We start from the raw sequence: 13,078 nt of genomic DNA on the forward strand, positions 1-13,078 counted from the left end.
TTAAACACCACCAAAAGTTCTATTGATAGATTTGAACTTCTTTACCAGCATCATTCTTCAACATATATCCGCCTTTCACAGGATCCAGAGTATGTGATGACCAAAACTTGGTAGGCACTCCTTGCTTCAACATTGCATTCGAATCGTCTGGTAAAGTACTAAACCCTTTTTCTTTCAAATAGCTCACATTAAATAATCGTTGAATTGGAATAGCTATATTATCATTCGCTCTAGCAATAGTTAAAAGATTTGACTTATCAAATTTAGAATTAAACGTTATCTCGGCGTAGGTAGAGAAGCGACCTCCTTGTGCCCTAGTCAAGTTCTTTGGATCTATAAATAGCGAGGCGTACAGTCCCAAGGGCTTAGTCCCTCGAGTATCCACTACGATAAATCTATGGTACCTTACGACCCCCACATTATTTTTCAAGGTGTAATCTGTGTTAACTATATCTCCGAAGTTACCCTTGATATATTTGTAATTTGTTACTGTCGTTAAATTCGTACCCGTCGTGCCGACCTCTCTCATTTCATTCAGGTCACTATACTTCCCTGCATCCGTTCCCTCTACGTCCATATAACGCAGCAAAATGGCTGATACTTCTGCACGTGTGGTGGAATCCGCGGGTTTTAATGTGCCGTCCTGGAAGCCACCGACAATGCCTGTCCCGCGAACAAGGGCAAGATACGGAATCTGCTCGCTACGAATGGTGCCACGGTTTACTTCCGGTGTGGGCAGCAGCGTGTTTTTCGTATCGTTAAAAGCGTCTTGGAAGCTGCTGCCGGACTTGATCAGTCCATTGGCAATCCACTTCATCATCTCATAGCGTGTTAGCTCCGCATTTGGATTGAAACCTTTTGTGTAATCGCCAGCGTTAATGAACCCTTGTCCGACAAGCTGGCTAACTGCCGCTTCAGACCAATGTCCCTTGAGATCAGCAAAGGGATTATGCCCCTCTACCTTCTCCAGTCCAGTCGCGCGGGCAAGTATAGTCGCATATTCTCCACGTGTGATTTTGCCATTAGGACGAAACGTTCCGTCTTGATAACCAGAGATCAGATTTTTTTCGTAAGCTTTGGCAATCGTCGCTTGAGCCCAGTGATCTTTAATATCCTTGAATTTGCTCAGAGCCGTGTCACTTGTGCCCGATGCAGCATTTGCTGTTGACGTACGATGTACGGTTCCAACTGGCAAAAGTGTTGCTGCCAATACAGCTGTCGTTAACAACCCGACGATCCAACCGTTCCTTTTTTTCTTCTCGTGTCCTTCAATCTGCTTCTTCAATCTACTCACGCTCCTATGTACCTTAGTATGGGGATGCTTTACTTGGTCAACCTAGTCACTTCTCTTCATAACCAAAACCTAAATTTGCCATAATAATCAATATTCTACCATGTTGTACTAGGCTATTGGTATTATTTTTCGTCCATCCCCATCACTTCAAGGCTTGCAACGCTCCTTCCATAGACCCACTTGATTCGCTTAAAACAAAAAAAGGCCATGAATCCGCAGATTCATAGCCTTATGCTTTAAGGGTGTGGTCTTTCTTATGATATTGGAAAATGAACTCACTCATAGAATAAACCATATCATTCCAAATGATCAACCTTTTTTTCTCACTAAGCTTTATTTTCCGTTTAATTCCTTATAGGATGCTTCCAATTCCGTGATCAATTGATCACCACCGGCTTTTCTCCAGCTTGCAATTTCCTGCTCCCAACCTGCATCATCGATTTTACCCATAATGTACTTGGTCTGCGCATCCCAGATCATCTGATCCAGCTCCTGACCACGCTCGGTATAGATCGCCGAAGACAAGGTGAGCGCGGGATTGGGAATGGCGTACTGCTCATTTTCACGCGCCATCTTTGTACCTTTCATACCAATGGGAACATCGACCAGTTCAGCCACGTTATAGCCTTCAATGCTTAACAAATTATCCCGATATGGCTTCACTTCACGCTGATAGGCGTCGAAATCCTTGAGTTCGGTTTTCCCATCCGCAGTCTTGGTATAGTGAACATCGAGTAATCCGCGGAGCTGCAACGTGCTCAGTTCCTCATCCATCAACTGATCCAGGAACGTAAGAACCTTCTTCAGCTGCTCCTCATCTGTAACGGATGCTTTCGGAATGACCAGCATTCCGTAGTTCCCAGGCTCTCCGGCGATGCGAATACCATCGGGTCCCTGGAAAGGAGCTACATCAATCTCTCCATCCGGAGCATTTGGCGTAAGCCGTTGCTGAGAAGATTTTCCGTTCTGAGCCACACCGTTCAGCTTCATGCCAACGAGGCCCGAATCCATTTTTTTGTCTGCATCTGAAGGATCAAGGGCAGGGAAGTCACTGTTAATCAGACCCTCGCTGAACAATCGCTTGAAGAGTTTCATCGTATCCACATATTCGGGAGTCAAGAACTCCGGGGTCAGTTTCCCAGCATCATCCACACCCCATTTGTTGACACCGCCAATACTTACAGCAATACGCGTCAGTGGCGAAGAGACTCCCTCGTTATATTTCTTAAATAACAGTGCACCGTACGTATCTTCCTTACCATTTCCGTCCGGATCATCCTTACGAATAGAGCGCATCACTTCATACCAGTCATCCAGCGTTTTGGGTATATCCAGCTTCAATGTATCGAACCAGTCCTTGCGATATACGATCGCAGTCCGTCCAATATCCCGGAAGTTCGGAATACCGTAGACCTTGCCTTCAATTTTGATATTGTTAAAATAAGCCTCGGATTGGGCCGACAGGTTTTTATAATCCTTCAAGTAAGGCCCCAGTTCCCAGAACAGTCCCGTTTTGGCGGCATTAAACGTTGTCGGTACATAATTCACACGCATAATGGTCGGCATCTCGCCCGATGCAACCATCACGTTCACTTTATCATCAAAAGCAGACTGCGGAATCCACTGTACATTGACATCCGTATTGGTATATTCCTCAATCTTCTGTTCAATCCCGTTCTCCTTGGCCGGTATATCACCTACCTGCATTAAAGAGATGGAAATGGGAAGTTTACCTTCCCCTGCAGCAGGTGCTTTTTCTCCCCCGCAACCTGCAAGCAATCCAGCGGACATTGCACCAATTACAACGATTCCGCCTAAACGGGACATTGGACCTTTTGGACTCATGAACCATCTCTCCTTTTGGATAGCCAATTTGTTCAGCAAACTTGCCTCATTTCACTCATACCAACCATGTATGCGCTATCATAAATAATTTAGAGAGAAGAACCAGCATTACGCCAGTTCAATCTCCACCCCTGCCAAAATGAACGGAGCAACCGATTTCGGATCATTGATCCGAATGGACTCGGTCACATAATACTCATAGGACCCGTCACGATACGGGCTTCCTCCAAGACCGGCTCCGCCATTACACTGCGTCAAGGACAGTACGCCATCACGATCCGTTTGCAGCAGATGCTGCAGCAGACCCTGATACCCTTTTTCCGCAACCGCTTTGAACTTGCCGCTCAGATATCCTTTACGCACACCCTTGGCCAATGCATAGACAAACATTGAGGTGCCTGAAGCCTCCAGATAGTTCCGCTCTCTTCCCGGCTGATCCAGCAGATGTGGCCATAGTCCGGTCTGTTGATCCTGAACATGTACTAATGCGTTTGCTACCCGTTCGAAGATGCCCACGATCTGCCCTCGCTGCGGATGATCTACCGGCAGATGATCCAGTGTATCCACAACCGCCATCACATACCAGCCCATCGCCCGGCTCCAGACATGTGGAGAACATCCCGTCTCCCCCGAACTCCAACGCTGCTCTTTGCTCTCATCCCAGGCATGGTACAAAAGACCACTACGCGGATCACGTGTACGTTGCTCCACCAGTAAGAGCTGCAGAGCCGCCTTGTCGAACCACTTCTCTTCACCCGTTACCGCGCCATACTGGGTGAGATATGGAGTAGCCATATACAAACCATCCAGCCACATCTGGAAAGGGTAAATCTTTTTGTGCCAGAATCCGCCTTCACTCGTATATGGCTGTCCCTTGAGCTGAGTCATAAGCAAATCCGCAGCTTTGCGGTACTTTTCTTCACCCGTTTTCTCATGCAGCAGGAACAGTGATTTTCCCTGATTGATCTGATCCAGGTTATATTCCTCAACCGTATAGGAACGAATCGAGCCATCTTCCTGAACAAAATGATCCATTAGCTCACGGATGTAGTCAAAATACTTTTGCTCCCCGGTGTGCGTGTACAGCTCCTCGAGTGCTTTCAGAAAGCAGCCATTCTCATAATGCCAAGTGGAGTACAGCTCATGGTTGCGATAACTTTCCATGAATTGCTGTGCCGTGCGCACCGATGTGAGTTGCAATGTTTCCTTCATGATCAAGCCTCCGCTTCCGGCTCTTTATTGAGCCTGTTTTTTATAATCTTCGGCATATTCCTCACGAATCTTGTTTCCACCCGCATTGCCCCAATTCTCAATTTCCTTTTCCCAGCCACTTCGATCGATCTTGCCCATGATATATTTGGTTTGTGCATCTGCAATGACCTGATCCAGATCCGCCCCGCGGTCACCATATGTTGGGGAATATAACGTTAGCGCAGGGTTTGGCACAGCGTGCTCCGCCAGTTCCTTGGCAAGTGCTGTACCTTTTTCACCCAGTTCCGTATCCTTCAACTTCGGTACGTTATACCCTTCGACATAAGGAAGGTTGTCACGGTAAGGTTTCACTTCACGCTGGAATGCATCGAAGTCACTCATCTCCACCTGATCTTCGCCCACTTTGGTGTAATGTTTATCTTCCATGCCACGCATCAACAGGGTAGCCATCTCAGGGTCCATCAGTTTATCCAGGAAGGAGAGCAGGTTCTTGAGTTCTTCTTCCGATTTCACCGTCGATTTAGGGAATGCCAGAATGCCCGAGTTACCCGTCTGTCCTGCAACACGATCTCCATTGGGTCCGAGCAAACCAGCGATGTCTACCACACCATCCGGATTGTTTTTGGACAGACGCTCTTGCTGACTTTTTCCATTCTGAGCAACACCTACACGGATACCCACAACACCGGAATCATACTTTTTCTCTGCTTCCGTAGAATCGAATACGGCAAAGTCCTGGTTCAGCAGTTTCTCATCATACAACCGTTTCAGCAGATCCAGCACCTGCATATATTCCGGCGTCATGAATTCAGGCGTGAAGCTGCCATCCTCCTCAGCTTTCCACTTGTTAGGTGCACCAAAACTTACGCCCAGACGCGTCGTGAAGGAATATTGGTCCTCATTATATTTTTTGAAAAGCATCAATCCAAACGTATTATCCTGACCATCTCCATCCGGATCGGAGGTTGCCAGTGTTTTAATCGTTTCATACCATTCATCCGGTGTGGTTGGCACCTTCAGATTCAGCTTCTCGAACCAGTCCTTGCGATAAATCACCGTGGCCCGCGCGATATCAGAGAAAACTGGAACTCCGTAGATTTTGCCCTCTACCTTGATGTTGTCAAAAAAACGCTCGTTCTGAGCCGACAGATTTTTGTAGTCTTTCAGCAAAGGCCCCACTTCCCAGAACACATCATTACGCATAGCGCTGGTCACGGTCGGATTATACTGCACCTTCACAATTTTTGGCATATCGCTTGAAGCGATCATCACGTTAATTTTGTCATTATAGGCCGAAGCCGGTATCCACTGGATATCCAGCTTGGTGTTGGTATACTCTTCAATCTTTTGCTGAACTTCATTGCCTTTGCTTGGCACATCACCCACCTGTGCAATGGCTATGGATACATTTTGTACGCCGCCCTCGGCAGCCTGACCCTCGTCTGATCCGCATCCTGCCAGCAACCCTGTCACCAGTGCCAGTGTGCTTAAGACAGCTACGGCTTTCTTTTTTGTTGCTTTCATAACATGAAAACCTCCCTTTTTTATGCAGTTAAATTGTCATATTGAACTGACTTTGAAGCATGTGAAGACTCAACCTTTCACCGAACCCAGCATTACTCCTTTTGCAAAGTGCTTTTGCAGGAATGGGTACACCAGCATAATCGGGATCGTGGAGAATACGATAACCGCCATGCGAATGGTCAGCGGCTGGATCTCGGTCTCTTCGATACTCGTGTCTCCGATTCGGCTCTGTGCCAGAATGACAATCTCACGCAGCCAGACTTGGACAGGCCATTTCTCACTATCGTTGATATAGATTACAGCGCTGAAGAAACTGTTCCAGTGGGCCACTGCATAAAAAAGTGAAAATGTCGCCATGGCTGGCATGGACAACGGCAGTACAATCCGGAACAATACGCCGACATCGTTACATCCATCAATTTTGGCTGCATCCTCCAGTTCATCGGGAATAGCCTGGAAGAAGTTTTTCAGTACAATCAAGTTAAACGCACTAATAGCGGTAGGCAGCATCAGCGACCATAATGTATCCGTCAGGTGCAAAGATTTCACGACAAAGTACGTTGGAATCATTCCGCCGCTGAAGAGCATCGTGAACAATACACCCAGCAAAATGGGCTGGCGTCCACGCAAATATCTTCTGGAGAGCGGATACGCCATAAGTGACGTAAACAACAGGTTAATAAAGGTACCAATCACCGTAATGTAGACCGATACACCCAGACTGCGAATCAAGGTATCCGTTGAGAAAATGTAGCGGTATGCAGCCAGAGAGAACTCTTTTGGAAAAAGAATAAATCCTCCCTTGGCCACTTCATGTGGACTGGTAAACGATACGGCCAAAATATAAATGAACGGTATGACCGTCACGATACCAATCAACAGCAGCAAGCCGTGATTGAGAAAATCAAAGATCCGGTTGCCCCACGTTTTATCCTGTTGCATCTTAATGTTCACTCCTGTCTGGTGAAGAACGTCTGCTCCCGAGGGTTAGTAGACGCCTTCCTCCCCGAATTTTTTGGCCAGCGTATTGGCACCAAGGACAAGCGCCAGCCCGACAACCGATTTGAACAACCCGACAGCAGCACTATAACTGTACTGTGCCTGGGTGAGCCCCTTCGTGTACACGTAGGTATCAAATACCTCGCCCACATCCCGGTTCGTCGGAGTCAGCATCAGGAAGATCTGTTCAAAGCCTGTATCCAGGAAATTGCCCAGACGCAGAATAAGCAAAATGACGATTGTACTGCGAATGGCCGGCAACGTAATGTGCCAGGTTTGGCGCCAGCGATTGGCACCATCAATCCGTGCAGCTTCATAGAGTTGTGTATCAACACCGGAAAGAGCAGCAAGGAAGATAATCGTGCCCCAACCGACTTCTTTCCAGATGGATTGTCCAACAATCATCGTACGGAACCATCCGGGTTCAAGCAGGAACGCCACTTTTTGTCCAGTCAGGTTATAGAGCAATTCATTAATCGCACCGCCCTCGGTTGTGAACAGCATGTAGAACACACCGACAACAACAACCCAGGAAACAAAGTGCGGAACATAAACAAGCGTTTGTACAAATCGTTTGAAGCGTTCACGGCGAACCTCATTCATCATGAGTGCCAGTACAATCGGCAGCGGGAAAAAGAACACAATGTTATAAATGGCGAGTAAAAACGTATTTCGAAACAATGTCCAGAACTGGGGTTCTCCGAAGAAACGCTGGAAATGTTTGAACCCTACCCAGTCACTCCCCAAGATGCCCTTGTAAGGTGTGTAATCTTGAAAAGCCATCGTGATGCCATACATGGGTATGTATTTGAAAATAACAAAGTAAAGCACACCCGGTATTAACATGATATACAGCCACCGGTTTTTGATAATGTCCCTCCACAGCAGGTTTTTGTCACTGCGGGTAGCGGGCCGTGTTCGAGCCGCCGTTTCGGCTTTCATAGTGTCTTCCTCCCCACATTGGAAACGATTACAAAAGATCACTTCCTGAATTCATATCTTCATTGTGGAGGATAAACCTATGACTGGCTATCGTCTCGTTTTAGCCTTTTGTTATTCCTTATGCAGCAAGGGTTTATCTGATTTCATTCACAGAAATGAAAGGCGCAATGAACTGCTTTTAACCTCCATATTCCTGTCTTAACTTCATGGATAAGTGTGGCCTTTTCCCTACACCTGAACATGAAAAAGCCTGCCTCCATGGCAGGCAGAACAGGCTTGTTTTATCGCTGCTGCTCCCGGTACTTGCCGGGGGTAGTTCCTGTGATTTTGCGAAACGTACGGATAAATGCGGTCGGATTGGTATAGTTTAATTTCTCCGCAATCTCCGATATTTTAAGATTGGTTGTTTGCAGCCAGGTCTTCGCTTTTTCCATACGGTATTCTGCGAGATACTCCGTAAAATTGACTCCCGCTTCCTTCTTGAATACCCGACTTAGGTAGACAGGGTGAAAATTAAGCTCAGCGGCACAGGCCTCCAGCGATAATTCACGATCATAACGTTCCTCGATCAAACGAATCATGCGCCTTGCAATATTCATGTATTGAGATTCTTCCTGCTCTCGCCAAAAACGAATGACAGGCTGGAACAGCCGCTTGCGGAACCAATTGGTCATTTCGTCCAATGTGGACAACTTTAGCAGATGTGACATGGATGCTTTTTCACCCAGTACTTCAGCCACATCTCCACCTTGCTCCTGAACAAGCTGATATACACGAGACAGCAACTGAACCATAATGACGGGGTATTCACTGAAATGAAGCTTCTTATCTGCAAGCAACCCCAAATATTGCGTAAAATAGGCGTCTGTCTTCTCTTCATCTCCTTGCTTGAGCGCGGAAGCGAGCTGATCTTCAATCATCCGTAACTGGGTATACAACGCAGCCTCCATCTGACCACGTGGCTGTATATCCTCGTAATGCAAAATAATACGGCTGCCCAGACTTACCCGGCCTTGCAGAGCCTCGCGGCTCTCCTGGACCGCTCTTGGCGTATCACCAATACAAGTGTACGAACGACTGATGCCAATACTTACGGGCAGATTCAGATAGGTCACGACACGTTCGCGAATCCAGTCTGCCTGGGTGTGCATCCATTCCTTCAGCTTCACCTCATCCGTGAGTTCAGAGGCAAGTACGGTGACTTGGGCATCATCCAGCATGACCGGGGTGAACCGAACTGCAGAAGGAAGGAGTTCACCTACCATATTGTTGACAGCAAACAGCAGCAGGTCCCGATCCTGCTCCTCATATCGGGTCCCTTCCAACGTATCCATCTGGAGCATGAGTACGCCAAGACTTGCCCACCCGGTCGGGAAGTCATACAATTCTCCCTGATATCTGAAATCTTCTTCCGAGATTTTGCCTGTTAGCAGTTTGGTCATAAAAAACTCTTGGAGATGCACATGCTGACCCTTCATCTGCTCACGCATCGTTTTCTCCGAACTGAACAAGGTTGACAATTGCTCCTCAATATAGATAAATTCATCCTGACGGCGTCCTGATGGAATAACTGGGGAATCCAACCCTTTCGTAAATTGCAGCAGTCTGGAGATCGGTGAATACATCCGCCGACTGCCGTATATGGCGACCAATCCCGTTACACATAACATGACCAGTGTAGCGACACCGGTAACCAATGCAATTTTCTGTGATTGGGCCGTGATCTGCCCAAGGGATACAACGGACACGTATAACCAGCCATTAAGTGGAGATTGCCTATAGCTAACCGCCACTTGGTTACCTTCCACCTCTGAGCTGAAGAACCCCTCTGGCTGGCCTGTCGTTTGCACCATTTCATCAATTTCCTTATTGAGCATGTCATATTTCCCATCTTGCTGCACATCGTTTAGAAAATACTTCTGCTCCCGATCCAGAACGTACATATCTCCGGAATTCGCATTTCGGCTCAAGAATGTACTTATTTCCGTATCGGCGATATCAATCACAAGAAATCCCTTTGGTTTCACATTCGTTGGCATCATCGGGATTTTGAATACCATACTGACCACATTATCCGATGAAATGAGAGTAGGTGCCTGTTCGGGTGTCAGTTCCCCCATGCCAGCTGACACGGGTACACTTTCTTTGGCTGAACTGGCATTTTGAGTGACCCAGAACAGGCTGTTAGTGTAGGTCAGATAAGAACCAATCCGGTCCCGAATGCTGAAATCATCCAATTTGCCAAAAGAACGCATCGAAACAACCCAATCTTCGTCCAGATTAACCAGATAGGCTTGGTCAATGTTCGTAACCGCTTGCAAGTTGTTAAAGCCCGACGTAAGGTCACGAATCTCCTGAAAATCGCTGCTGTCCAGCGGTTTCTTCATCGCCTGAAGTACCAGGGGTGAATTGACATACTGAATGGATGATAATTGCAGGCTGCGCAGAACTTGTTCTACCCGCATTTGGGTCTGATGCAATATCTGAAGGTTGCTTTCACGCACTTTCTGCTCAATGTCACGTGATGCAATCGTGTACGAGACCGAACCAATAACAATAACGGGAAGGGCTCCGAGGATCAGGGTAAAGCAGAGCAAACGCAGTAAATACTTAGGCAAAAAGAGCATCCTCCTTTAATATGTATGTTTATTATATTAAATCGCTTTCATTGGATTATTTTACTATTGTTATTTTAAAACCCATTCTTATTCAAGTCCACTCATTTATTCTAAGGTTGACTTCAAACCAATTTCCAGTTTATATTGGTTGCATATTCCTCAATCAAAGGAGAGATTTTTAATGTCGGTGAATGTTCTTAACTAACCAAGTTTCATATTCAGGAGTTTGGCCTTTCATTGCGCTTGTGCCCACATGGCATACGTGTATTTCATGATGCGCCAGATCCCTGTACTTAGTTAAGAACAGCGGATATCATAAATCGCCTCCGGGATTGTCATTGTCCGGGTCTATTTCCGCGCTGAGTTCAGCGCGGATTTTTTAATATAGATCTGTAGTGGACTTTGCTTTCCCATATATTTAGGGCGGAGAATGACGTTTGTTCATTCTCCGCCCTTTTTGCGTTTTCCAGGAATATGTTTCGCGTGTCAACTGCAATCCCAATTCAAATTCAAGGAGAGATTACGCATGAATGAGAACACATTAAACAGTCTAGGTTATCCACAAATTCAAAAAAATGTTGCAGACTGCGCCCTGTCTTATCTGGGCAAACGTTATGCCAGAGAACTAAAACCGATGGTAGATGCTCGCCTGATCCAGCTGCGCCTGGAAGAAACAGCAGAAGCGACTGCGTTGATTCGTTCCGGGGCCAGTATCCCCCTCCCTTCACTCGACGGAATGGAAACGATTATGGATCTGCTTGGCACCGGTTATCTATTCAGTGAACGTGACTTCAGTCATCTTGCTCAGTTCCTGCGGAGCTGTGCACAACTCATGAAGTACATGGAGGGCAAATCTGACGCCGCTCCCACCGTTAGTCGCTATGCAGCATCCATGATTCTGATCGAACCTTTGCTGCGTGAGATCGAGCGCTGCATCCATAGTGGACGCATTCAGGATCAAGCAAGCAAGGAGCTGACTCGTATTCGCAAAAAAATGACGGTGAATGAGGAGCGTATGAAACGAAAGCTTGATTCTCTGGTGAGTAAACATCGTTCCATTATGCAGGAGCATGTCATCAGCCAACGCGGAGGAAGAACCGTTCTGCCCATTAAGAAAGAGTTCCGCAAACAGGTGAAAGGCAGTGTGCTGGATGAATCCGGAAGCGGGCAAACCGTATATATTGAACCTGTTGAGTTAGTAAGTCTGCAGATGGAATTGGCCGCTCTACAAGCGGAGGAGTCCCGAGAGGAGATGAGAATTCTCGGTGATTTAACCTCTCTGGCCGAATCGTATAACCGTGAAATCGCACTGAACACCGAAACGGTTGGTGTATTGGACTTCCTGTTTGCCAAAGCCAAATATGCGGCCACCATGGACGGACGTACCGTTCAAGTCAATACTCAGGGTCACATCAGCCTTCAACGTGCACGTCATCCGTTCATGGGTTCTTCCATGGTTCCGCTTGATTTTGCCATTGGCAGGACGTATTCGTCACTCATTATTACGGGCCCGAATACCGGGGGTAAAACGGTCGCACTCAAAACCCTTGGTTTGTTAACCCTGATGATGCAATCCGGTTTGCTTATTCCGGTGGAGGAAGGTGGCGAGATGGCTGTTTATAACGAGGTAGCGGTTGATATTGGTGACGGGCAGAGTCTGGAACAGGCGCTCAGTACATTCTCAGCACACATTCGCAATATGATTGGCATACTGGAACAGGCCAATACGTCAACCTTGGTGCTTATTGATGAGATGGCTTCCGGCACAGATCCCGGTGAAGGTGTCGGACTGTCCATTGCCATGCTGGAGGAGCTGCACAGCCGCGGAGCAACCGTTGTGGCGACAACTCATTTTGGTGAAATCAAACATTTTGCTGCGGCCACGCCAGGATTCGAAAATGCCCGTATGGAATTTGACACCGTTACTCTCCAGCCGCTGTATCGATTGCGTATCGGAGAAGCTGGTGAGAGCTATGCTTATTCCATCGCATTAAAGCTGGGCATGCCACAGCGAATTATCGAGCGCTCCAAGTCCCTGTCAGATCAAAGTATTTCGAGAGATCGTACAATGGTGTTCACGTCACCTCCTATGGAAACTCCGATCCTGACGCCAAAGCGTTCCGCTAAGGAGGCAGACGACCCGACAGAGTTATCCAAGCTGAATCAGTTGAATCAGACGAAGCAATCCAAAAATTCAATCGGTCTCCACAAACAGAGAACAACCAGAGAGTCGAATTCTCTTGCTCCTGCCAAAACGTTTCGCAAAGGGGATCGGGTGTATGCGGCCTATCTGAATCAGTCGGGAATCGTATGTGATGTGGAGGATAGCCGTGGAAATATCGGGGTCATGCTACGTGGACGCAAAGTCAAAATCCATAAAAAACGCCTGACCCTGCATATATCTGCCGATGAGTTATATCCGGGTGACGATTATGATCTGGACATTGTGCTGGAGACAAAAGAAAACCGCAAGAAACGCAAATTAATGGGACGTAAACATGTGGAAGGCCTGCAGATTGAACTACCGCCTGAAGAATGAATAACCCCTGGGAGAAACAGATGTGGTGGTAAACTGGAAGTCATATATACACAGTGAATTCCATAATCACTGACGCATTTCTGTTATACTGGGAGCAGTATGTTC

The 13,078-nt window shown here is 47.0% G+C and carries 8 protein-coding genes; 1 reads left to right on the forward strand and 7 read right to left on the reverse strand.

Annotation, left to right across the window (positions count from 1 at the left end; genetic code table 11):
* Positions 1-19: 19 nt before the first annotated feature.
* The 7 genes from MKZ12_RS22835 to MKZ12_RS22865 form a co-directional block, all read right to left on the reverse strand.
* Positions 20-1,285: an S-layer homology domain-containing protein gene (locus MKZ12_RS22835; protein WP_339256919.1), complete on the reverse strand. Its 1,266-nt coding sequence runs from the start codon at positions 1,283-1,285 to the stop codon at positions 20-22.
* A gap of 342 nt (positions 1,286-1,627) precedes the next feature.
* Positions 1,628-3,139 carry an extracellular solute-binding protein gene (locus tag MKZ12_RS22840; RefSeq protein ID WP_339256921.1) on the reverse strand — a complete coding sequence of 504 codons (1,512 nt, stop codon included), beginning with the start codon at positions 3,137-3,139 and terminating at the stop codon, positions 1,628-1,630.
* 108 nt (positions 3,140-3,247) lie between these two features.
* Positions 3,248-4,351, reverse strand: coding sequence for a glycoside hydrolase family 88 protein (locus tag MKZ12_RS22845; protein WP_339256923.1), 1,104 nt, complete (start codon positions 4,349-4,351; stop codon positions 3,248-3,250).
* Positions 4,352-4,375: 24 nt separating this feature from the next.
* Positions 4,376-5,875, reverse strand: a complete 1,500-nt coding sequence (locus MKZ12_RS22850) for an extracellular solute-binding protein (protein WP_339256925.1) — start codon at positions 5,873-5,875, stop codon at positions 4,376-4,378.
* A gap of 69 nt (positions 5,876-5,944) precedes the next feature.
* Positions 5,945-6,817: a carbohydrate ABC transporter permease gene (locus MKZ12_RS22855; protein WP_124115652.1), complete on the reverse strand. Its 873-nt coding sequence runs from the start codon at positions 6,815-6,817 to the stop codon at positions 5,945-5,947.
* Between the two features lie 45 nt (positions 6,818-6,862).
* Positions 6,863-7,816, reverse strand: coding sequence for a sugar ABC transporter permease (locus MKZ12_RS22860; protein WP_017686861.1), 954 nt, complete (start codon positions 7,814-7,816; stop codon positions 6,863-6,865).
* A gap of 281 nt (positions 7,817-8,097) precedes the next feature.
* Complete coding sequence (locus MKZ12_RS22865; RefSeq protein WP_339256927.1) at positions 8,098-10,434, reverse strand: helix-turn-helix domain-containing protein; 2,337 nt, start codon at positions 10,432-10,434, stop codon at positions 8,098-8,100.
* A 526-nt stretch (positions 10,435-10,960) separates the two neighbouring features.
* On the opposite strand from MKZ12_RS22865, the gene MKZ12_RS22870 reads away from it, so the two are divergent.
* Positions 10,961-12,973 (forward strand): DNA mismatch repair protein MutS, encoded by a 2,013-nt coding sequence (locus tag MKZ12_RS22870; RefSeq protein WP_339256929.1) that lies wholly within the window; start codon positions 10,961-10,963, stop codon positions 12,971-12,973.
* Positions 12,974-13,078: the final 105 nt, after the last annotated feature.

The organism is Paenibacillus sp. FSL R5-0713, assembly GCF_037973325.1.
Lineage (GTDB): Bacteria > Bacillota > Bacilli > Paenibacillales > Paenibacillaceae > Paenibacillus.